At 73.2% G+C, this 21,838-nt stretch carries 20 protein-coding genes; 10 read left to right on the top strand and 10 right to left on the bottom strand.

From position 1 onward, the window contains the following. The first annotated feature begins 162 nt into the window (after positions 1-162). The 5 genes from ACFVTF_RS00625 (at position 163) to ACFVTF_RS00605 (ending at position 5,222) form a co-directional block, all read left to right on the top strand. Complete coding sequence (locus ACFVTF_RS00625; protein ID WP_387807328.1) at positions 163-1,074, top strand: hypothetical protein; 912 nt, start codon at positions 163-165, stop codon at positions 1,072-1,074. Between the two features lie 38 nt (positions 1,075-1,112). Beyond that, positions 1,113-1,592 (top strand): hypothetical protein, encoded by a 480-nt coding sequence (locus ACFVTF_RS00620; RefSeq protein ID WP_387807325.1) that lies wholly within the window; start codon positions 1,113-1,115, stop codon positions 1,590-1,592. Between the two features lie 155 nt (positions 1,593-1,747). Beyond that, a complete protein-coding gene (locus ACFVTF_RS00615; protein WP_387807322.1) occupies positions 1,748-3,259 on the top strand; it encodes a peptidoglycan-binding protein in 1,512 nt (503 codons plus the stop codon). Beyond that, on the top strand, positions 3,256-3,960 hold the full coding sequence (locus tag ACFVTF_RS00610) for an ABC transporter ATP-binding protein (RefSeq protein ID WP_387807320.1): 705 nt from the start codon (positions 3,256-3,258) through the stop codon (positions 3,958-3,960). The genes ACFVTF_RS00615 and ACFVTF_RS00610 overlap by 4 nt, the downstream gene beginning before the upstream one ends. Then, entirely contained in the window at positions 3,957-5,222 is a 1,266-nt protein-coding gene (locus tag ACFVTF_RS00605; RefSeq protein ID WP_387807317.1) for an ABC transporter permease, read from the top strand. The genes ACFVTF_RS00610 and ACFVTF_RS00605 overlap by 4 nt, the downstream gene beginning before the upstream one ends. Before the next feature lie 319 nt (positions 5,223-5,541). On the opposite strand, the gene ACFVTF_RS00600 is transcribed toward ACFVTF_RS00605, so the two are convergent. Then, on the bottom strand, positions 5,542-6,429 hold the full coding sequence (locus ACFVTF_RS00600; protein WP_371517780.1) for an LLM class flavin-dependent oxidoreductase: 888 nt from the start codon (positions 6,427-6,429) through the stop codon (positions 5,542-5,544). A gap of 172 nt (positions 6,430-6,601) precedes the next feature. Between ACFVTF_RS00600 and ACFVTF_RS00595 the strand changes: the two genes are divergently transcribed. The 5 genes from ACFVTF_RS00595 (at position 6,602) to ACFVTF_RS00575 (ending at position 11,094) form a co-directional block, all read left to right on the top strand. Next, positions 6,602-7,246, top strand: coding sequence for an SIMPL domain-containing protein (locus tag ACFVTF_RS00595; protein ID WP_387807314.1), 645 nt, complete (start codon positions 6,602-6,604; stop codon positions 7,244-7,246). A 277-nt stretch (positions 7,247-7,523) separates the two neighbouring features. Continuing rightward, the gene (locus ACFVTF_RS00590; protein WP_387807312.1) at positions 7,524-8,486 is read left to right on the top strand and encodes an ABC transporter ATP-binding protein; all 963 of its coding nucleotides are present in this window, start codon (positions 7,524-7,526) and stop codon (positions 8,484-8,486) included. Further along, positions 8,470-9,372 (top strand): ABC-2 transporter permease, encoded by a 903-nt coding sequence (locus ACFVTF_RS00585; RefSeq protein ID WP_387807309.1) that lies wholly within the window; start codon positions 8,470-8,472, stop codon positions 9,370-9,372. The genes ACFVTF_RS00590 and ACFVTF_RS00585 overlap by 17 nt, the downstream gene beginning before the upstream one ends. A gap of 26 nt (positions 9,373-9,398) precedes the next feature. Beyond that, on the top strand, positions 9,399-10,316 hold the full coding sequence (locus tag ACFVTF_RS00580) for an ABC transporter ATP-binding protein (protein WP_363621121.1): 918 nt from the start codon (positions 9,399-9,401) through the stop codon (positions 10,314-10,316). Positions 10,317-10,374: 58 nt separating this feature from the next. Continuing rightward, complete coding sequence (locus tag ACFVTF_RS00575) at positions 10,375-11,094, top strand: ABC transporter permease (protein WP_371517776.1); 720 nt, start codon at positions 10,375-10,377, stop codon at positions 11,092-11,094. 78 nt (positions 11,095-11,172) lie between these two features. Here the strand turns inward: ACFVTF_RS00575 and ACFVTF_RS00570 are convergent, their stop codons facing one another. From ACFVTF_RS00570 to ACFVTF_RS00530, 9 genes are all read right to left on the bottom strand, one after another. Next, positions 11,173-12,480: a CynX/NimT family MFS transporter gene (locus ACFVTF_RS00570; RefSeq protein WP_387807305.1), complete on the bottom strand. Its 1,308-nt coding sequence runs from the start codon at positions 12,478-12,480 to the stop codon at positions 11,173-11,175. 66 nt (positions 12,481-12,546) lie between these two features. After that, positions 12,547-13,278, bottom strand: a complete 732-nt coding sequence (locus ACFVTF_RS00565; RefSeq protein ID WP_371517774.1) for a FadR/GntR family transcriptional regulator — start codon at positions 13,276-13,278, stop codon at positions 12,547-12,549. A gap of 139 nt (positions 13,279-13,417) precedes the next feature. Further along, complete coding sequence (locus ACFVTF_RS00560) at positions 13,418-14,278, bottom strand: HAD family hydrolase (RefSeq protein ID WP_371517773.1); 861 nt, start codon at positions 14,276-14,278, stop codon at positions 13,418-13,420. A gap of 47 nt (positions 14,279-14,325) precedes the next feature. Next, positions 14,326-15,600: a serine--tRNA ligase gene (gene serS, locus ACFVTF_RS00555; RefSeq protein ID WP_371517772.1), complete on the bottom strand. Its 1,275-nt coding sequence runs from the start codon at positions 15,598-15,600 to the stop codon at positions 14,326-14,328. Between the two features lie 559 nt (positions 15,601-16,159). After that, positions 16,160-17,095 carry a prephenate dehydratase gene (pheA, locus tag ACFVTF_RS00550; protein ID WP_363581480.1) on the bottom strand — a complete coding sequence of 312 codons (936 nt, stop codon included), beginning with the start codon at positions 17,093-17,095 and terminating at the stop codon, positions 16,160-16,162. A gap of 125 nt (positions 17,096-17,220) precedes the next feature. Next, entirely contained in the window at positions 17,221-18,573 is a 1,353-nt protein-coding gene (gene efeB, locus ACFVTF_RS00545; protein WP_387807301.1) for an iron uptake transporter deferrochelatase/peroxidase subunit, read from the bottom strand. A 5-nt stretch (positions 18,574-18,578) separates the two neighbouring features. Beyond that, a complete protein-coding gene (locus ACFVTF_RS00540; protein WP_387807298.1) occupies positions 18,579-20,612 on the bottom strand; it encodes a FixH family protein in 2,034 nt (677 codons plus the stop codon). A gap of 14 nt (positions 20,613-20,626) precedes the next feature. Beyond that, the gene (locus ACFVTF_RS00535) at positions 20,627-21,148 is read right to left on the bottom strand and encodes a copper chaperone PCu(A)C (RefSeq protein ID WP_371517768.1); all 522 of its coding nucleotides are present in this window, start codon (positions 21,146-21,148) and stop codon (positions 20,627-20,629) included. Continuing rightward, positions 21,145-21,813, bottom strand: a complete 669-nt coding sequence (locus ACFVTF_RS00530) for an SCO family protein (RefSeq protein ID WP_371517767.1) — start codon at positions 21,811-21,813, stop codon at positions 21,145-21,147. Before ACFVTF_RS00530 ends, ACFVTF_RS00535 begins: the two co-directional genes overlap by 4 nt. Positions 21,814-21,838: the final 25 nt, after the last annotated feature.

The following is a 21,838-nucleotide window of genomic DNA, read 5'->3' as shown; positions in this document are numbered from 1 at the left end:
CTTGTGTTTTTTTTATTCTCCGCCCGGGGGGGGGGGGGGCGCGCGCCCCCCCCGCGCGGTTGGGGGGGGGTGTGGGGGCGCCCCCCCCCCCCCGCCGGCCCCCCCACGACGGTGCGAGGCTTGCGTCGACAGGCGACGTCGGACATGAAGGTGGCGTGTTGAATGCGGATGAACAGGGCTCAAGTGGTCATCTCTGTAGTTGCTTTAGCGGTGCTCGCCGCAGGCTGCAGCAAAGACACGAAGGCGGGCGGTGATTCCGACATCGTGAGCGAGCCCGTGGTCCCGCAGATCGGCGCGGACCCGGCAGACGGCTCGCCGGTAACCCATCCGTTGGACGGCTACTCGGTAGGGGCCGAGGAGTCCGCGCTGATCTTCCGGGCCATGGGCCAGGCCACCCGGACCTGCATGACCGCCAAGGGGTTCGACTACGACCCCGGGCCGGTGTCGACACCTCCCCCGCTGACTCCCATCGACACCTCGCTCCTGGGCCTGCTCTCCGTCTCCGCTGCGCAGCAGACCGGATACCACCGGCCGCCCAGGCCGGGGGGCAACGGCACCTCCGGTACGGGGAATCCGTCCGGGCAGGGCCCCGAATACCAGAAGGCCCTGATGGGGGATCGCGGGGCCAAGGCTGGTGCCTCCGATCCCAAGGCAGACCGGGGCTGCATGGGAGAGTTCGAACGGCGGCTCCAGGCGGAGGGCATCAAGAACACCGCCTCGGACTTGGTCGGCACCCTCCGTGGCAAGGCGTACGACCACGCCGCCGTCGACAGCCGAGTCCGCGCCTCGCTCGCGGACTGGCAGAGCTGCATGACCAAGCTGGGTTACAACTACGCGAATCCGGTACAGGCGAGTTCAGCGGCCTGGCCGGAGCAGGTGTCACAGGAGGAGCGGGACACAGCGGTCGCCGACATGAACTGCAAGGAGCAGGTGAAGCTGCTGGCCACCTGGAACGCAGTGCTGACTGCTTACCAGCAGGTGTACATCGGCAGGAACGAGCAGGCCCTCCAAGCAGACAGGGAAATCTCCCAGCAGCGGATCGCCGCAGCCAAGAAGCTGCTGGGCCAGGCATGACGGCGGTGGCAGGGGGCCGTCGCCGTGGTTGGCTCCTGTTGCTCGTCCTGGCCCTCCTCGCCGTCGTCGGATTCGTTGGCACGCTCGCCGCGAACCGGTCGAGTACCGATAGCGGTGAGGCGTTCACAGGTGAACGCCTGCGCGTCCAGCAGGACTACGGTGACTACTGGAAGGCGATGCTGGTGGCCAATGAGTCCGGTGACGGCTCGGCACTGGCAGACCGCGCGGCGGGTGAGCAACTGGAGATCCTGCGTGCGAACCTGAGCGCCCTGACTGGCGCTGGGCTCGTTGCCAAAGGGTCCGTCGATCACCGGATCCGCAGCATCACGGTGGACGGGAAGTTGGCAACCCTGGTGGACTGCGTCGATGTTGGCAAGTGGATCCAGTACGAGGCCCGGAGCGGAAGAGTTCAGCCCGGCCAATTGATGAACCGTCCGAAGCAACTGGCGAGTTACACCCTCGCGCCCAGGGATGGCCGCTGGCTGGTGACACGAAGCGAGGTGCTGTCGGAGTGCTGAAGGCAGACCAGGGGTGGTTCCCGTGATGCTGTGGTGCCAAATTGGCGGCGTTGCCAGGCGATCGCCTCCAACCCCCTTGCGTCTCAACGACATCCGATAGGTCATGCTCTTCCCAGGGCACCATCAAGGAGGAGGCATCATTGGCCACGACGACGATGAGCGCTGACGACGACATCGCCCAGCCTCTTCCGTCGCCCCCGCCCACCCGTTCGCGGGTGGCGCGGCGCAGGCGGGTGCTGCTGGGGGTGGCGTTGGCCGCCGCGCTGGTGGCGGTGGGCGGGGTGGGGGCGGCGACGCTGGTGAAGTCCCCGGCGGAGCGGGCCGCGCAGACCGCGCCGCCGCCGAACAGCCTGCTCACCGCGCCGGTGGTCAGCCAGGTGTTGACGCCCTCGATCACGGCCCGCGCGGTGGTGTACCCGCCCGCGCAGTACAACGTCGTCCCCGTCGCCGCCTCGGCGGAGGTCACCCAACTGTTCGTCTCCAAGCTGGCCGTGAAGCAGGGGGACGCCGTCGCGGCCGGGCAGTTGCTCGCCGAGGTGTCCGGGCAGCCGCTGTTCGCCCTACCCGGGCCGGTGCCCGCGTACCGCGACCTCAAGCCGGGCAGCACCGGCCCCGACGTGGCCGAACTCCAGGCCGCCCTGTCCGGGTTGGGGTACTCGGCCGGCGGCGACGAGGCGGGCTCGTACGGGCCCGGCACCGCCGCCGTGGTGGCGGAGTTCTACCGCAGGCTCGGCTACCCGGTGCCGACCACCGGTGCCACCACCCAGCAGGCCGTGGACACCGCGCAGAAGGCGGTCGACACCGACCGGCAGACGGTGGACAACCTCACCGCGCAGAAGAAGGCCGGTGCCACCGCGCCACCCCAGGCCCAAGCGCCCGCCCAGCAGCCCGCCCAGCAGCCCCCCGCCGGCGACATCGACCAGCAACTCGCGGTCGCCAGGAAGCAGTTGGCCACCGACCAGACCGCCCTCGGCAAGGCCAAGGCCGCCAACGGCCCGATGGTCCCGGCCGCCCACGTGCTGTTCCTGCCCGCGCTCCCGGCCACCGTCACCGCCGTCAACGGCGCGGTCGGCTCGCCCGTCTCCGGCACCCTGCTGTCGCTCACCAGCGGCGGCCTGGCCGTCACCGGCCAGCTGCCCCCGGCCCAGGCGGCGGGTGTGAAGCCGGGAATGGCCGTCGAGCTGCTCGCCGAGGACACCGGCGCCACCGTCCGCGGCACCGTCACCGAGGTCGGCGCCCCGACCACCGCTCCCCCGGCCGGCAAGGTGATCACCCTCGGCGGCTCGGCGGCGCCCGGCGGGGGCTCCGGCCCCGCGCAGTCCGGCGCCGCAGGCCCGGCCGCCGGAGCGCCCAACAACCAGGCCGGCGGCCAGAGTTACGTACCGGTCACGATCACCCCGGACGACCCGCTGCCCGCCGCGCTGAACGGCAAGAACGTCCGGCTCACCGTCCTCAAGGCCAAGGCCGGCGCCCCCGTCACGGTCGTCCCGGTCGCCGCGATCTCCACCAACGCCACGGGCCGGACCTCCGTCACGATGGTTGATCCCGCCGGGAACCGCACCACCGTACCGGTCACCACCGGCGTCACCGCCGACGGCCTGGTGGCCGTCACCCCGGCCGAGGGCGCCACACTGCGCCCCGGCGACCAGGTGGTGGTCGGCAAATGACGGCACCAGCGGCGGAGCCGCCCGTGATCTCCCTGCACGGCGTCGGCCGCACCCACCCCGGCCGCCCGCCCGTCGTCGCCCTGCACCCCACCGACCTGACCGTCCACCGCGGCGAGTACCTGGCCGTCACCGGCCCGTCCGGCTCCGGCAAGTCCACCCTGCTGCACCTGCTCGGCCTGCTCGACACCCCCACCAGCGGCCGCTACGAGCTGGACGGCATCGACACCGCCGGCCTGCGCGACCGCGACCGCTCGACCCTGCGCGGGCACCGGATCGGTTTCGTCTTCCAGTCCTTCCACCTGCTCCCGCACCGCACCGCCGAGGAGAACGTCCTCCTCGCCCAGGTCTACAACCGCACCCCGCGCCGCGCCCGCCGCGCCGCCGCCGTGGCGGCGCTGCGCCTGGTCGGCCTCGGCCACCGCACCGACGCGCTGCCTGGCACCATGTCCGGCGGCGAGCGCCAGCGGGTCGCGATCGCCCGCGCCCTGGTGAACCGGCCCAGCCTGCTGCTGTGCGACGAGCCGACCGGCAACCTGGACTCGGCCAACGCCGGGGCGGTGCTGGACCGGTTCGACGCCCTGCACGCCCAGGGCTTCACCCTGGTCGTGATCACCCACGACTCGTCGGTGGCCGCCCGCGCCCAGCGCCGGGTGAGCATCCACGACGGCGTGCTCAGCGAGGCGGGAGCGTCCGTCCGGTGATCCGCATCCGACGACGTGGCGTGGCCGTGCTCCCCGAGCCGCCCTCCCACCTGAGCGCGCGCGACCTGCTCTCCGAGGCCCTCTCCGGCATCCTCCAGCGCCCCGGCCGCTCGGCGCTCACCCTGCTCGGCACCGTGCTGGGCATCGGCGCCTTCGTCGCCGTCCTCGGCCTGACCGCAACCGCCACCGGGCAGATCGGCGAGCACTTCAGCCTCACCAAGGCCACCACCGTCACCGTGACGGACCAGCCGCGCGCCGACGGCGTCGCCCCCGGTACCAACCCGCCGAGCGACTTCCCCGCCGACGCCGACCACCGGATCGCCGCGATTGACGGCGTACGGGCCGGCGGCGTCTGGTGGCCGGTGCCCGGCACCCCGACGCTCTCCCGCCGTCCGGACGGCTCCGACGAGGGCAGCGGACTGTCCGTCCTGGCGGCGACCCCGGGCGCGGTCGCCGCGATGGAGCCCACCCTGACCGCCGGGATCGGCCTGGACGAGTTCGTCCAGAAGACCGCGCAGCCGGTGGTGCTGCTCAGCGAGGCCGCCGCCAAGCGCCTCGGGGTGAGCCGCCTGGACGCCCAGCCAGCCGTCTTCATCGACCGCGTCCCGTACACCGTCGTCGGCATCTACACGGACGTCCAACGTCAGGCGGGCGCCCTACTGAGCCTGATCATCCCGGCCAACACGGCACTCGAGCACTTCGGCAACCCCTCCCCGCAGCCGGACCGGGGCGCCCAAGGGCTCGTCGCCACCAGGGTCGGCGCGGCACCCGTGGTCGCGACCCAACTCCCGCTCGCCCTCCGCCCGGACGCCCCGCACGCGTTCACCGTCGTCCCGCCCCCGGACCCGCACAGCCTCCAGGACAACGTGACCTCCGACCTCACCGGACTCTTCCTGGCGCTGGCCGGGATCTGCCTGTTGGTCGGCGCGGTCGGAATCGCCAACACCACGCTGGTCGCCGTCCTGGAACGGACCGCGGAGATCGGCCTGCGCCGCTCACTGGGCGCCCGCACCGGCCACATCGCGGCCCAGTTCCTCACCGAGTCGACGGCCCTCGGCACGCTCGGCGGGCTGATCGGCACCGGCCTCGGCGTGGTGACGGTGGTCGGCGTGGCCGCCGCCCGCGACTGGACGGCCGTCCTGCAGCCGGCCACCACGCTGCCCGCCCCGCTGATCGGCACCGTCGTCGGCCTGCTGGCCGGCCTGTACCCGGCCCTGCGCGCGGCCCGGACGGACCCGCTGAAGGCACTGAGGAGCACATAGGCGGGGGCGGCGGTGGTGTCCCGGGCATGGGGGAAGGACCTGACTCCGTCGACTGAGCCGGGCCGGGGCGCAACTACGGGTCGACTGAGGACACGCCGGTCCTGTTGCGCCGATGCGCAGGCGTCGGGGCTGGTCCCGGCGTCTGGGCGCGGCTAATCGACCCGATGACCCCGACGACGAGGAGTGCAGCAGCGCGACCGGCGAACCGTTGTCCTGTGTCCTGTGTCCCGACGCCTGTCCGCCAGTGGCCGATCGGCCACTGGCGGACAGGTTGCTCGGCGTGGGTCGGCGGCACGAACCACGGGGAGCGAATCCTCGATCAGGCCAGCTGGGCGAGGCCCTCGGTGGCGATCTTCTCGAAGACGGCCAGGTCGTTCTCGAAGATCGAGTCCGGGACGGGCCAGTGGATCACCAACTCGGTGATGCCCAGGTCGCGGTAGGTGCCGGCCCAGTCGACGAAGGCGTCCAGGGACTGCAGCGGCTTCTCGGCGGTCGAGCCCTGGAGCAGTACCTTCTCCAGCTCGCCGGCGTCCCGGCCCCGTGCCTCGCAGGCGGCCGTCAGCTTCGCGATCTGCGCGGCGATCACGCCGGGCGCCTGCTCGACCGGCACGTCCGCGGGGCCCTTCGGGTCGCCGTACGTCACCCAGCCCTGCCCGTGCTCGGCCGCCAGCCGCAGCCCGCGCGGCCCGGCCGCGGCGACGTAGAACGGCACCCGGGGGGTCTGCACGCAGCCGGGGATGTTCCGCGCCTCGACCGCCGAGTAGTACGTGCCCTCGCGCGTCGTGGCGTCGGTGCGCAGCAGCTCGTCCAGCAGCGGCAGGAACTCGCCGAAGCGGTCCGCCCGCTCCTTCGGCGACCACGCCTCCTGGCCCATCGCCGTCGCGTCGAAGCCGGTGCCGCCGGCGCCGATGCCCAGCGTGACCCGCCCGCCGGACACGTCGTCCAGCGTGATCAGCTCCTTCGCCAGTGTCACGGGGTGGCGGAAGTTCGGCGACGTCACGAGCGTCCCGAGCCGCAGGCGCTCGGTCGCGGTGGCCGCCGCGGTCAGCGTCGGGATCGATCCGAACCACGGTTCGTCGCGGAACGACCGCCACGACAGGTGGTCGTAGGTGTACGCGGCATGGAACCCGAGCTCCTCGGCCCGCCGCCAGATCTTCTGCCCCTCGCTCCACCGGTGGATGGGGAGGATCACGGTACTCAGTCGCATGGTGTCGACCCTATGCGTCGGAACGGCCGCGCGGCCCTCGCGTCTCCCGACCGGGTCGCCGAGGGTCGCCGAGGGCCGTCGAGGCGGGTGCGACGGGTCAGGCATCGGCGGTCCGGTGGGGCCGGGGGGAAATCCGTACCCGGGACGCGCGCTCCGTGCTTGACTTCCGGGCATGCAGACGACGATCAGATCGCCTTGGGGAATCACCAGTTACGGTGCGGCAAGTGTCCAGGTGGCACCCGACGTCGCCCGGATCCGGCTGGGAATCGACCGGACGGAGGGTTCGCCCGAGCAGGCCTTCGCCGCCGCGCGAGCGGCCATCTCCGGCCTGCGCGAGGCAATACGGGCCCATGGCGTCCCGGACGGGCAGGTGTCGGCCTCACGGCTCGATCTCCAGAATTCGTGGAACGGCTACGGTGCGGACCGGCAGTTCCTCGGATACCGCTGCCAGGCCGCGTTCGCCATCGAGTACCGGGACCTCGACTCCCTCGAACCGTTCCTGATCGCCGCGGTGGAGGCGGGGGCCAACCAGGTGGAGGGCGTCGACTTCGACGTCCGCAGCAAGCCGGCTCTGAGGGCGCAGGCCCGGGCGGACGCCGTCCGGACCGCGAGGGCGAAGGCCGAGTTGTACGCGGAGGCCGCGGGCGTGCGGCTGGGCCAGGTCGTGCACATCGAGGACGTCGACCCGGAGAGCATCGGAAGCGGCCGGTACCGCGGGCACGGCGACTCCGGTGGCGTTTCCGAGGCGGACCTCGCGCCGGGTGCCGTCGTGGTCTCGGCCGCGGTCGTGCTGGGGTTCGCGATCGCCGCCCCGTAGCTTCCGGTCGCGCCGCCCGGAGTCCGGCCGGAGACCGCCGCCCGGAGTCCGGCCGGAGACCGCCGCCCCGATGTCGCCGCCCCGATGCCGCCGCCGGATTCCGCGTGGCCGGCCTCCGCGTGGTCGGCCCCCGCGGAGGCGATGAGGACGTGCCGACCCTGAGTGGGAGATCCTCCTCCCCTTAGGGGAGAGCCTCCGCGGCGTCATACCGCAGCAGCAGACGGGCTCGTCATTCCAGCTCATAGCCCTTGGCGCGTATGCCCGTTACGTTGAGCAGGTGTCCACTGCTGTCATCAAGACGGACGGCCTCACCAAGAGGTTCCCCCGGGTCACCGCCCTCGACCAGCTCACCGTCGAGGTGCGGCCCGGGGTGGTCGGGCTGGTCGGGGCCAACGGGGCGGGCAAGTCCACCCTCATCAAGATCCTGCTCGGCCTCGCCCCGGCGACGTCCGGCCGCGGCGAGGTCCTCGGCCTGGACGTCGCCACCCGGGGGCCGGAGATCCGTGAACGGGTCGGCTACATGCCCGAGCACGACTGCCTGCCGCCCGACGTGTCGGCGACCGAGTTCGTGGTGCACATGGCGCGGATGGCGGGGCTGCCGGCCACCGCCGCCCGTGAGCGCACCGCGGACACCCTGCGGCACGTCGGCCTGTACGAGGAGCGGTACCGGCCGATGGGCGGGTACTCGACCGGCATGAAGCAGCGGGTCAAGCTCGCCCAGGCGCTGGTGCACGACCCGAAGCTGGTGCTGCTGGACGAGCCGACCAACGGCCTCGACCCGGCGGGCCGGGACGAGATGCTGGGCCTGATCCGCCGGGTGCACACCGACTTCGGGATCTCGGTGCTGGTCACCACCCACCTGCTCGGCGAGCTGGAGCGCACCTGCGACCACCTGGTCGTGATCGACGGCGGCAAGCTGCTGCGCTCCTCCTCCACCGCCTCCTTCACCGAGGCGACGGCCGTCCTGGCGGTCGAGGTGACGGACCACCCGCAGGACGCCGTCGCGGAGCCGGGCGCCGCCGTCCGCGAACGGCTGGCCGCCGCCGGGCTGTCCGTCCAGCCGGAGGGCTCACACCTGCTGCTGGTCCGGCTGGCCGGCGACGACACCTACGACACCATCCGCGACGCCGTCGCCGGCCTGGGCCTCGGCCTGGTCCGGCTGGAGCAGCGCCGCCACCGGGTCGCCGAACTCTTCACCGACGAGAACAGGGGAGGGACGGACGATGTCGCTGCCTCCTGACACCAGGTCCGCCGACACCGGCGTCATCCACGACATCGGCTACCGCGGCTACACCGGGCCCCGGCTCGGCCGGGCCTACGCGACGCGCTCGCTGTTCACCCAGAGCCTGCGCGCCGCGTACGGGCTCGGGCGCTCCGGCAAGTCCAAGGTGCTGCCGATGCTGGTGCTCGGCGTGGTCACGCTGCCGGCCGTGGTCATGGTGGCGGTCGCGCTCGCCACCAGCGCGAAGGAGCTGCCGCTGGACTACCCGCGGTACCTGTCCTCGTTCGTGCTGATCGTGTCGACCTTCCTGGCCTCGCAGGCGCCGGTGCTGTTCTCCCGGGATCTGCGGCACCACACCGTCCCGCTGTACTTCTCCCGCCCGATCACCCGCGCCGACTACGTCCGGGCCAAGTTCGCCGCCATGGTCAGCGCCCAGTTCCTGCTGATGGCGGCGCCGTTGCTGGTCCTCTACATCGGGGCGCTGCTCGGCGGGCTGGACTTCGGGCACAACACCGGGCACTTCCTGTCCGGCCTGGTCGCCGCCCTGCTGTACTCCCTGGTGCCGACCTCGGTGGCGGTGGTGGTCGCCGCCGCGACCCCGCGCCGCGGCTTCGGGGTGGCCGGGATCATGGGCTACCTGGCGATCAGCACGGCCGTGGTGGCGATCCTGACCCGGATCGGCACCGCCACCGAGCTCACCGTCCCGGACTCCGCCCAGTGGATCGCGCTGCTGTCGCCGAACGACCTGGTGGAGAGCCTGACCAACCAGCTCTTCGACGTCGGCGGGATGGGCGGCCGGATGCACGCGCCCGGCGGGCTCGGCGTGGTCGTCTTCACCGCCGCCGTCCTCGCGATGGTGTCCGGCTCGTACGGGCTGCTGCTGCGCCGCTACCGCAGCGTCTGATGAACCGAGGAGTTTGAGAGGGCGTCATGGCCACCATCACCATCGACAAGGTCTCCCGCTGGTTCGGGAACGTGGTCGCCGTCAACGACATCAGTATGACGATCGGCCCAGGCATCACCGGCCTGCTCGGTCCGAACGGCGCGGGCAAGTCGACCCTCATCCATATGATGAGCGGCTTCCTCTCGCCCTCCAGCGGGGCGGTCACCCTGGACGGCGCGCCGATCTGGCGCAACCAGCAGGTGTACCGGCAGATCGGCCTGGTCCCGGAGCGGGAGTCGATGTACGACTACCTGACCGGCTGGGAGTTCGTGCTCGCCAACGCCGAACTGCACGGCCTCGCCGACCCGGGCGCCGCCGCCCGGCGCGCCCTGGACCTGGTGGAGATGGCCTACGCCAAGGACCGCCGCACCGGGACGTACTCCAAGGGCATGAAGCAGCGGGTCAAGATGGCCTCCGCGCTGGTCCACGACCCGGCCGTGCTGCTGCTCGACGAGCCGTTCAACGGCATGGACCCGCGCCAGCGGCTCCAGCTGATGGAGCTGTTGCGCCGGTTCGGCGCGGACGGCCGGACGGTGCTGTTCTCCTCCCACATCCTGGAGGAGGTCGAGCAACTGGCCCGGCACATCGAGGTCGTGGTGGCCGGCCGGCACGCCGCCTCGGGCGACTTCCGGAAGATCCGCCGGCTGATGACCGACCGCCCGCACCGCTACCTGGTCCGCTCCAGCGACGACCGCCGGCTGGCCGCCGCGCTGATCGCCGACGGCTCGACGACCGGTGTCGAGGTGGACGCGCGGGAACGGGCGCTGCGGATCGAGGCGGTGAACTTCCAGGGCTTCACCACCCTGCTGCCCCGGGTCGCCCGGGAGGCGGACATCCGGCTGTACACCGTCTCGCCGGCGGACGAGTCGCTGGAGAGCGTCTTCTCCTACCTGGTCTCCGCGTGAGGCCCGGCGTCCGAGCCACCGAACTCCCGTACCGGACCCAGGAAAGGGCCGACCGACCATGAACCCGACCGTCGCCAGGCTGACCCTGCGCGGCCTGCTGGGCCGCCGCCGCGGCCTCCTGCTGCTGGTGGTCCCCGCCCTGCTGCTGGTCATCTCGGCCGTCGCGAGCGGCACCGCCGGCGGGAACGAGCACGACCTCACCGTCAAGATCCTCGGGCAGCTCGGCCTCGGCACCCTGGTGCCGATCCTCGGCCTGGTCGTCGGCACCGGCGTGATCGCCACCGAGATCGACGACGGCTCGATCGTCTACCTGCTGGCCAAGCCGCTGCCGCGGTGGAAGATCGTCACCACCAAACTGGTCGTCGCGATCGGCACCACCTGGGTGTTCGCCGCCCTCCCGACGCTGCTCTGCGGCCTGCTGCTGATCGGCACCAGGGACGGCATCGCGCTCGGCTACACCGTGGCCGTGCTGGTCGCCGGGGCGGCGTACAGCGCGCTGTTCCTGCTGCTCGGCGTGGTCACCCGGCACGCGGTGGTGGCCGGGCTGGCGTACGCGCTGGTCTGGGAGTCGCTGATCGGCAACTTCGTGTCGGGCGCCCGGACGCTGAGCGTCCAGCAGTGGGGCCGGTCGGTGGCCGAGGCGGTCGCCGGGGACGCCGCGATCGGCGCCGACGTCTCGCTCGGGGTGGCCGTCCCGCTGCTGCTGGCGGTCACCGTGGCGGCGACGGTGCTGGCCTCGGTGAAGCTGGCCGGACTGACCCTGGCCGCCGAGGAGTAGTCGGCCGGGGCCGACCCGAGCCGGCCTCAACGGGGCCGGCCCGAACCGGCCCCGACGAGGTCGACCCGGGCGGAGGTGCTAGCCGAGCGTCCGGTTGCGGCCCGCGCCCCAGCCGGCCGCGCCGACCACGGTGGCCAGCACCAGCATCAGCACCAGGGTGGCCGTCCAGCCGCCGGTGAGCTGGTGCAGCGCGCCGGCGCCGACCGGGCCCGCCGCCGCGACCAGGTAGCCGACCGCCTGCGACATCCCGCCCAGCTGGGCGGCGCCGGCCGCGCTGCCGGTGCGCAGCACGATGAAGGCCAGGCCCAGACCCAGCGAACCGCCCTGGGCGACGCCCAGGATGGTCGCCGACACCCAGGCGCCGGACACCGGCGCGATCAGCAGCAGGGCGATGCCGAGGCCGTTCAGTCCGGCCATGGCCACCGCCAGCCCGCGCTGGCGGGTCATCCGGCCGGCCAGTAGCGGCACCAGGAAGGCGCCCGCGACCTGCACCAGGTTGGAGAAGGCGAAGACCAGACCGGCCTCGCCGCGGTCCATGCCGTGGTCGGCCAGGATGGTCGGCATCCAGGCGACCAGGGTGTACACCAGCAGCGACGAGATGCCCATGAAGAGGCTGATCTGCCAGGCCATCGGGGAGCGCCAGATGCCCTCGATCGGCTTCTCGGCCGCCCGACCGGCCGCCTGACCGCCCGCCTGACCGCCCGCCTGACCGCCCGCAGCGCCGGCGGAGAGGCCCGTCGGCGCCGCGACCGCCGCCCGCTCCTGCCGGGAGCGCAGCACCTGCGGCAGCCAGGCCACCGCGGCGACCAGCGCGAGCAGCGACCAGGTGCCCAGCGAGGCCTGCCAGCCGCCGCCGAGGGCGTGCTCCAGCGGCACCGACAGACCGGCCGCCAGGGTCGCGCCGACCAGCATGGTGGTCGAGTAGACGCCGGTCATCGCCGCCGCCCGGTCCGGGAACTCCCGCTTCACCAGGCCCGGCATCGACACGTTCAGCACCGCGATGGCCACGCCGATCACCACGCAGCCCGCGTACAGCGCCGCCACCGAGGGCAGCACCCGCAGCAGCACGCCCGCGCCCAGCACCAGGACCGCGCCCAGCACGACCCGTTCGGTGCCGAACCGCCGGGTCAGCCGGGGGGTGAGCGGGGCGCCGACGCCCTGGAACAGCACCGGCACGGTGGTGATCAGTCCGCTCGCGGTGGCGGAGAGTCCGAAGGTCCGCTGGATCTCGCCGACCATCGGCGACACCGCCGCCAGGCAGGCGCGCATGTTCAGCGCGACCAGCAGGATGCCGGTCAGCAGCAGCGCGGGGTGGGCCAGCCGGGTGCGGACGGGAAGCGGGAGGGCGGTGGTGGCAACCGGCTGCTGGGCACGGGTGACGGCCATGGGTGTGCTGTTCTTTCGTGAATGTGCGCGAGGGCGCGGAGGACGGAAGGGAGGCGGGTGCCTACGTCACTTCCGGGCCGCGATGGCGGCGAGGAGCTGCTCGACGGCCGCGGTCGGCTCGGCGAGCAGCTCACGACACGCGGCCTCGGCACGGTCCGGGTCGCCGCTCTCGATCGCGTCGACCAGCGCCGCGTGGGTGGCCACGGCCACCTCGGGCATGTCGTGGTCGCCGAAGGCCGAGGTCATCGACTCGCGCACGGAGGCGCCGAAGTAGCGGTAGACCTCGGTGAGCGCCGGGTTGTGCGCGGCCTCGACGATGGCGGTGTGGAACTCCAGGTCGTGCTCGACGGTGGCCTCGCGGTCGGTCCGCTCGGCGTGCGAGGCGATCACCTCGGCCTCGCGGGCCAGCGCGGCCCGCATCCGCTCGACGTCCTCGCGGGTGTGCCGCAGCGCGGCCAGCCGGGCGGCCTCGGTCTCCAGCGCGGCCCGGACCTCCAGGACGTCCCGGATGCCCGAGCGCTGGACGCCGCGCAGGACGGCGGCCGGGTCGCTGGTGGAGCGGACGAACGTCCCCTCGCCCTGGCGGGAGACCAGCATGCCGGCGTGCACCAGCACCCGGATCGCCTCCCGGACGGTGTTCCGGCCGACCTGCAGCTGCTCGGCGAGCTCGTGCTCGGTGGGGATCTGCGATCCCACCGGCCAGACGCCGCCGGCCAGTTGCTCGCGCAGCTGGTCGATCGCGGTGTCCACCAGGGAGCGTCGTCCGGCCGCCTGGAGGCTGTTGCCGTCGCCGGTCATGCCGGTGCTCCCTTCGTCGCTGATGGCCGCGTCGCTGGTCAACGCCGGTCGTCGGTCATCCTACAACCGCTTGCCCGGTCATCCTACAACTGGAGGTGAACCTCCGCCGAACACCACGGCGTGATCCGAAGGAGAGCCCCTAGACGCCCGGGTAGAGCTGTTCCAGGACGACGGCGACGCCGTCCTCGTCGTTGCTCGCGGTGACCTCGTCGGCGACGGCGAGCAGTTCCTCGTGGGCGTTGGCCATCGCCACGCCGCGGGCCGCCCAGCCGAACATCGGCACGTCGTTGGGCATGTCGCCGAAGGCGATGGTGTCGGCCCCGCGGACGCCCAGGCGGCGGGCGGCGACGGCCAGCCCGGTGGCCTTGGACAGGCCCAGCGGCAGCAGTTCGACCACTCCGGCGCCGGCCATCACGACGCCGACCAGGTCCCCGGCGACGCGGCGGGCGGCCTCGGCGAGCGCGTCGTCGGTCAGGCCGGGGTGCTGGATGTAGAGCTTGCTGACCGGGGCGTCGAGCAGCTGGTCGCGGTCGACCCGGACGACCGGGAGGTCGGAGCCGATCAGCAGCTCGTAGCCGGGGCCGGCCAGCACCTGGCCGTCCAGGCCGTCCTGGTTGGCGGCGACGGCCAGCTGGCCGGTCTCGGCCTCGATCTTGGCGATGGCGAGCGCGGCGAGCCGGCGGTCCAGGGTGAGGGAGGTGAGCAGCCGGTGCGCGCCGGCGTCGTACACCTGGGCGCCCTGGCCGCAGACGGCTATCCCGGTGTAGCCGATCTCGTCGAAGACCGGGCGGGCCCAGGCGGCGGAGCGGCCGGTGACGACGATGTGCAGCGCGCCCGCGCCGGTGGCCGTGGCCAGGGCGGCGCGGGTGCGCTCGGAGACGGTTTCCGCGCTGGTCAGCAGGGTGCCGTCGAGGTCGGTGGCGACCAGCCGGTAGGGCAGGTCGCCACCGCTCGGGTGCTCACCGTTGGGGGAGACGGGGCTGGGGCTGGTGGTGCTCATGGGCCGTACGTCTCCCGGGAGTTGCGGGTGGTGCGGGTGGCGCGGTGCTACTTGACCGGTTCGAGGACGGTCCGCCCGCCGAGGAACGGCCGCAGCGCCTCGGGCACGACCACCGAGCCGTCGGCCTGCTGGTGGTTCTCCAGGATCGCCACGATGGTGCGTGGGACGGCGACCAGGGTGCCGTTCAGGGTGGCCAGCGGGCGGGTCTTGCCCTCCTCGCGCATCCGGATGGCGAGCCGGCGGGCCTGGTACTCGGTGGTGTTGGAGGTCGAGGTGACCTCGCGGTACTTGCCCTGGGTCGGGATCCAGGCCTCGATGTCGAACTTGCGCGCGGCCGAGGCGCCGAGGTCGCCGGAGGCGACGTCGATCACCCGGTAGGGCAGCTCCAGCGCGTTGAGGAAGTCCTTCTCCCACTGGAGCAGGCGGCGGTGCTCGTTCTCGGCGTCCTCGGGAGTGGTGTAGACGAACATCTCCACCTTCTCGAACTGGTGGACGCGGATGATGCCGCGGGTGTCCTTGCCGTAGGTGCCGGCCTCGCGGCGGAAGCAGGACGAGTAGCCGGCGTAGCGCAGCGGCAGCTTCTCGGCGTCGAGGATCTCGTCCATGTGGTACGCGGCGAGCGGGACCTCGCTGGTGCCGACCAGGTACCGGTCGTCCTCGGCGAGGTGGTACACGTTCTCGGCGGCCTGGCCGAGGAACCCGGTGCCGTCCATGGCGGCGGGCCGGACCAGGGTCGGGGTGATCATCGGGATGAAGCCGGCCGCGGTGGCCTGCGCGATGGCCATGTTGACCAGGGCGAGCTCCAGCAGCGCGCCGACGCCGGTCAGGTAGTAGGAGCGGGCGCCGGCGACCTTGGCGCCGCGCTCGGTGTCGATCGCGCCCAGGATCTGGCCGAGCTCGACGTGGTCGCGCGGCTCGAAGCCCTCGGCGGCGAAGTCGCGCGGGGTGCCGATCTCCTCCAGGGTGACGAAGTCCTCCTCGCCGCCGACCGGGGCGGCCGGGTCGATGAGGTTCGCCAGCGAGCGGAGCAGGCGCTCGGCCTCCTCCTTGGCCGCGCCCTGCTCGGCGTCCGCGGCCTTGACCTCGGCGGCCAGCTCCTTGGTGCGCTGCAGCAGGGCGGTCTTCTCCTCGCCCTTGGCCTGGGCGACCTGCTTGCCGAGCGTCCGCTGCTCGCTGCGCAGTTCGTCGAAGCGACTGCCCGAGGACCGGCGCCGTTCGTCGGCGGAGAGGAGGGCGTCGACCAGGTCGACGTCCTCGCCACGGACGCGCTGCGAGGCGCGCACTCGGTCAGGGTCCTCACGAAGCAGGCGAAGGTCAATCACAGGCCCAAGCGTACCGGGCGGAGGCTCATCCACCGGTACGGGTTTTCCCCTGGGGATAACCGCCCGGATCCTGTGGATAACTTCTGTGGGCAACGGGCGGGGCCCGGGTTATCCACAGGATCCGGGCGGCGCCTGTGGATTGAAGGGGAGGTCGGCCCTCCGATCACCGAAGCCAGGGAATTGAGGTTTCAAACCTCATTTGACCTTCTCGGGTGAGGGAATTGAAGCACTCAGACGGGTGATTTAGTGGCACACGGGTGACTCTGGTCCGATTAGTCATCTCTACGCCGCTAACCAATGATCCGACCGAAACCCGCAGTGGCTATACCGGTTTGTCGACTCATCCCCAGGCCTGTGGATAACTTTCGGCTGTGGATAGTCCCCGCCCCTGTGGATGGCGGGTTCCGGCGCCGCGGGCCCCTGTGGACGACGGGTGCGGTCACCCTCCCCCTTCCGTCCGGCCGGGAGAAAACGATCGGAAAAGGGCGGAAAGACAAAGGGCATCGATCAGATGTTGTCGCGGTGCCCTCGCGGTGCCGGTGCGGTGCCCTCGCGGGGATCAGATGTCGCCGCGCCCGTCGAGGCACCGGGAGAGCCAGTCGGCGGCGGCCGTGAAATCGTCGTCCGAGGTGCCCGGCCGCCGGTGCGTGGAGACCTGCCGGTCGGCGCGCGGATAGGAGCCGAGGAACCGCACCTGCGGGCTGATCCGCTTCAGCCCCATCAGGGCCTCCGCCACCCGGCGCTCGGACAGGTGCCCCTCGCAGTCGATCAGGAAGCAGTAGTTGCCGATGCCCTCGCCGGTCGGCCGCGACTCGATCCGCATCAGGTTGACCCCGCGCACCGCGAACTCCTGGAGCAGTTCCAGCAGCGCGCCCGGGTGGTCGTCCGGCAGCCAGACCACCATCGAGGTCTTGTCCGCGCCGGTCGGCGAGGAGACCCGGCCCGGGCGGCCGACCAGGACGAACCGGGTGGTCGCGGTCTGCGCGTCCGCGATGTCCTTGACCAGCGGGTCCAGCCCGTAGATCGGCGCCGCGAACTCGCCCGCGAACGCCCCGTCGTAGCGGCCCTCGGCGACCAGCCGGGCGCCGTCCGCGTTGGAGGCGGCCGACTCCCACTGCGCGTCCGGCAGGTTGGCCGCCAGCCAGCGGCGCACCTGCGCCTGGGCCACCGGGTGGCTGGTCACCGTCTTGACCCCCGCCAGGTCGGTGCCCGGCCGCACCAGCAGCGCGAAGGAGATCGGCAGCAGCACCTCACGGTAGATCATCAGCGGTGCGCCGGCGGCGAGTTCGTCGTTGGTCGCGGTGACGGCGCCCTCGACCGAGTTCTCGATCGGGACGAACGCCCCGGAGGCGTCCCCGCCGCGCACCGCGTCCAGCACCAGCGGCACCGAGGCCAGCGGCACCAGCTCCCGGGTCGCGGCCTCGGGCAGGGTGCGCAGCGCCGCCTCGGTGAAGGTGCCGGCCGGGCCGAGGTAGGTGTAGCGGGTGGCCGACATGACGCCTCCGTGGGGAACAGGGGGGAACCGGGGCAGGGGTGTTGCCGAAGAAGTCACCATAACGACTCCGCCCGCCGGCCAGGAAAGCGTTTCAGTGGCCGGGACCGGAGACCGCCGCGGGCGTGCTACCCGAAGAGCTGCTGGCCGAGGTAGCCGCCGGCCGGGACGCCCGGCGGTACCGCGTACAGGCCGCTGGCCTCGTGCCGCAGGAAGCGGGAGAGGCCGTCCCCCCGGGCCAGCTTGCGCTGCACCGGGGTGAAGCCCTTGCGCGGGTCGGCCTGGAAGGCGAGGAAGAGCAGTCCGGCGTCCGGCGAGCCGTCGGGCAGCAGGCCGTCGTGGTACGAGAACCCGCGCCGCAGCATCGCCGCCCCGCCGTTGGCGGCCGGGGCGGCCACCCGGACGTGCGCGTCGGCGGGGATCGCCAGCGCGCCGTCCGGGCCCTGCGCGGCCAGGTCGACGGGCGTGCGCTCGCCGGCCCCGGCGGGTGCGCCGAGCGGCGCGCCGTCCGACTTGCGCCGCCCGATCACCCGCTCCTGCCGGTCGGTCGGCAGCGCCTCCCAGTTGTCCAGCAGCATCCGGATCCGCCGGAACACCAGGTACGAGCCGCCGGCGAGCCAGGCCGGCTGGTCCGGTCCGGCGGTGCAGAACACCTTGGCGGCGAAGCCGTCCTCGTCCGGCCGGGGGTTGTTGGTGCCGTCGATCTGGCCCATCAGGTTGCGGCCGGTCATCGGGCGCGCGGTGGCACCGGGCGTACGGGCGAAGCCGGCCGACTGCCAGCGCAGCGCCGCCGTGCCGGCCGCCTGGCGTTGCAGCACCCGCAGCGCGTGCACGGCCACCAGGGCGTCGTCGGCGCCGATCTGGACGAACAGGTCGCCGTCGCCGCGCGCCGGGTCGAGCGCGTCGGCGGGGAAGGGCGGCAGCGGTTCGAGCGCCTGCGGGCGGCGGTCGGCCAGCCCGGCCTTGTCGAACAGGGCGGCGCCGAAGCCGATGGTGAGGGTGAGCGAGCAGGGGCCGGCGTCCAGCGCCACCTGGTTGTCGGCGTCATCGGCCGGCTCCCCGGCGGTCAGCCGCTCGGCGGTCCTCGTCCAGCGCTGGAGCAGGGCGCGCAGCCCGTCCCGCCCGGCGCCCTCGGCCAGGTCGAAGGCGGCCAGCTGGACCCGGGCCTGCTGGGGTTCGAGGATGCCGGCCTGGTGCTCGCCGTGGAACGGCACCCGGGCCGCGCCGAGCGCGCCGTCCGGCCCGGCGGCGGGCCCTGCGCCGGGGTGGCGGTCCAGGGCGACCGCCCCGGCGACGCCGGCTCCGGCGCCGGCCAGCAGCCCGGCGCCGGCGGTGCCCAGCAGGGCCCGCCGGGTGAAGCCGGCCCGGCCGGGCGCCTGCGCACCCGGCGCTGCGGGCCTCGGCACCGTGGCCCGGTCCGTCGGGGCCTGGTCCGCCGGGGTGCGGTCCGCCGGGGTGCGGTCCGTCGAGGTGTGCTCCATCGCGGTCAGCCGATCTTGAACTGCTGGGTCGGGGTGGTCTGGTCGATGTCGGAGGAGCGGATCTGCACCGACACCACCCAGGTGCCGGCCAGCGGCAGCTGCGCGGTGCCGCTCCAGCGGCCGGTGCCCTCCGGGGTGAGCGCCACCGGCAGCGGCCCGAGGTCGCGGTCCGGCAGGGTGAAGGCGAGCTGCACCTCGGGGACGTCCACCGGCTGCCCGTCCGCGCCGGTCAGCGCGAGGTGCACCTCGTTCGAACCGGTCCGGGCCGGGTTGAGGGTGACGGTCGCGGTCCCCTTGGCGTTCGGGGTGCGGCCCTTGGTGTCGTACGGGAGCTTGAGCTCCACGGTGCGGCCCGGCTCGGTCTGCGGGGCGGGCGCGCCCCCGGCGGCCGGCCCGGCGGCGGGTGCGACGGCACCGGCCTTGACCTCGCTCGCCACCCGCCCGGGCGGGGAGTTGGTGAGCATCGTGGTGACCACCAGCACCGCCACCGCGACCAGCGCCTCGACCAGCACCGAGCGGCGCAGCCCGGCCCGGGTCGGGGTCAGTCCGCGCTCGCGCCCGGCGCTCTCCCGGGCCGCCTGCTGACGGGCCAGCTGGGCCTGCCGGAGCGGGTCCTCGGAGTGTGCGGCGGCGACGCCGACCGGCTCCGGCACAGCGGCCGGCTCGACCTCCGCCGCCTCGGCCGGGGCCGCGCGCAGCCGGGCCAGCCAGGTGCGGGAGAACCAGGCGGCGCCGAGCATCACGGCCACGCAGCCGGTCTTCACCAGCAGCAGCCGCCCGTACTCGGTGCCGGTCAGCGCGCCCCAGCTGCCGAGGCCGCGCCAGGACTGGTAGACGCCGGTGGCGGCCAGCACCGCGACCGAGCCGAAGGCGACCTTCGAGAAGCGGTCGACGACCTGCGCGCCGACCCCCTCGCGCAGCGCGACCAGCAGCGCGGCCAGGCCGCCCAGCCAGAGCGCCATCGCGATCAGGTGCAGCATGCCGAGCGGCAGCGACAGCCAGACCTGGATGCCGACCGAGGCGTGGTCGGCCCCGACCCAGGTCGCCGCCAGGGCGATCGAGAGCACCAGCCCGGCGACGCCGAGGCCCAGCCGGGCCTCGCGCTGCGGCCGCTCGGCGACGCGCTGCTCCAGCTCCCGCAGCTCGGCCTCCTCGGCCTCCTCGTCGCCCGTGCTTCCGGCGCTCCCCGCGCTTCCGTCGGTCCCCGTGGTCCCGGCGCCGCCGGGCCGCGCCGCCGGCCGGGCCGGCTGCCCCAACTGGCCGACCAGCAGCGACAGGAACACCCCGCTCGCCGCGAGCAGCAGCAGCCGGGCGGCCAGCGCGGTGCCGATCCGCTCGTCCAGGGTGGCGCGCACCAGCGACAGGTCGAGGGCCTTGCCGATCCCCGAACCGCGCTCGTACGGGCCGCGCAGCATCAGCACCGCGACGGTGGAGGTCAGCAGCGCCGCCCAGCCGGTCATCAGCAGCCGCTGCACCCGGCGCCTGGTGGCGCCCTCCGGCCAGCAGATCAGCACGAACGCGGCGACGCCGGCGAGCAGCGCGAACGCCGCGTACGCGACGGTGCGCCCGGTGCCGTAGAGGGCGGAGACCAGGCCGTCGGCCTTGGCCCCCTGGAGCGCGGTGGCGGACACCGAGGTGTCCGAGGGCGCGCCGATGGAGAAGGTGAACGCACCGCCGATCGGGTGCGAGTCCTCCGAGACGGCCCGCCAGGCGACGGTGTACGTGCCGTTGGCGAGCCCGCTGTTCAGTCCGACCCGGGCGGTGTCCGCCTTGCCGTCGGCGTGCCCGGGGTTGCCGGTGTCCACCGCCTTGCCGGCCGGGTCGAGCACCCGCACCGAGTCGCTGGACAGCGACACGGACTCGCTGAAGGTCAGCGTGACCGCCTGCGGGGCGGCGGCGACCACCGAGTTCTGGTGCGGGTCGGTGGACTCCAGGGTGGCGTGCGCGGCGGCCGGTCCGGCGCCGGCGAGCATCAGCGCGAGCAGCGCGCCGAGCGTCCCGAGCAGTCCGGCGATGCGGCGGTGGGCGGCCTTCTCCATGCTGGCGGGTCCCCTTAACTCTGGCCGGGGCGGTAGGTGAGCTCCTTGACCGGCACCTTGACCGACAGGGTGCCGGACTTGGCGAAGGTCAGGTCGAGCTCCAGCTCGTCGCCGAGGGCGGGGGCCTTCTGCCACCCCATGATCATCAGGTGGGTGCCGCCGCGGGCGAACTCCAACGCGCCGTGCGCGGGCACGTCCAGGCTCGGGACCTGCTCCATGCTCGACGGGGTCGAGCGGTGCATCGTGACGGACTCGGCGCCCGGGCTGCTCACCTTGACCAGCTGGTCCTGCCCGCCGTCGTTGCGGACGGTCAGGTAGCCGGCGGCCATCCCGCCGGCCGGGGGCAGCGGGATGTAGGAGTCGGCGACGCTCAGCTTCGCCGCCCCGCCGCCGGCGCCACCCTGACCGCCTGCCCCGCAGGCGACCAGGATGGCGCCGCCGCCCAGGGCCGTCGCCAGTACCGCGCCCGTGAGCGCCGTCCGCCGGAAGCCGAGGGTCGCGCGGCCGGCCGGGGCGTGGCCGGTCGGGGCCTTCATGCCGCGACCCCCTTGGCGAGCAGCGGCAGGTCGTGCTCGTAGGTCTTCTCCTCGGTGCCGCTCAGGTAGAGCACGTGCGCCTTGTCGTCCGAGGGGAGGAAGGCCAGCACCTGCGCGCCGTGGGTCGAGGTGACGGTGCCGTCCGCGTTGACCACCGGGTCCTCGATCAGGATGCCGAGCGACTTGGCGGCCGTCTTCACCTTGGCCAGGTCGCCGGTCAGGCCTATGAAGTCGCTGCCCATCGAGTCCAGCCAGGTGCGCAGCACCTTGGGGGTGTCGCGCTGCGGGTCGGTGGAGACGAAGACGACGTTGACCTTCTGCCGCTCCTCGGCCGGGAGCGCCTTCATCGCGACGCCGATGTCGCCCATGGTGGTCGGGCAGACGTCCGGGCAGCTGGTGTAGCCGAAGAACAGCAGCGTGGTCTTGCCGTTGGTCTGCTGCCGCAGGTCGTACGGCTGGCCGGAGGTGTCGGTCAGCTGGAGGTCGGGCTTCTCGAAGTTCTTGGTGAGCACCGTGCCCTGGTACGGCGAGTCGGACTTCTGCTTGGTGACCTTGGCGGGGGCCGAACCGCCCCCGGAGGAGCCGCAGGCGGTCAGCGTCAGGGCGGCGGCGAGCGCGACGGCGGCCGCGCCGGCCAGGCGGGTGGTGCGGGTGGTGCGGAGCATGGGAGATCCGATCGTGCGGGGTGGG

Source organism: Kitasatospora sp. NPDC057940 (assembly GCF_042887425.1).
GTDB lineage: Bacteria > Actinomycetota > Actinomycetes > Streptomycetales > Streptomycetaceae > Kitasatospora.
The sequence above is the reverse complement of the archived record's forward strand: the minus strand, read 5'-3'. Positions and strand labels throughout refer to the sequence as shown.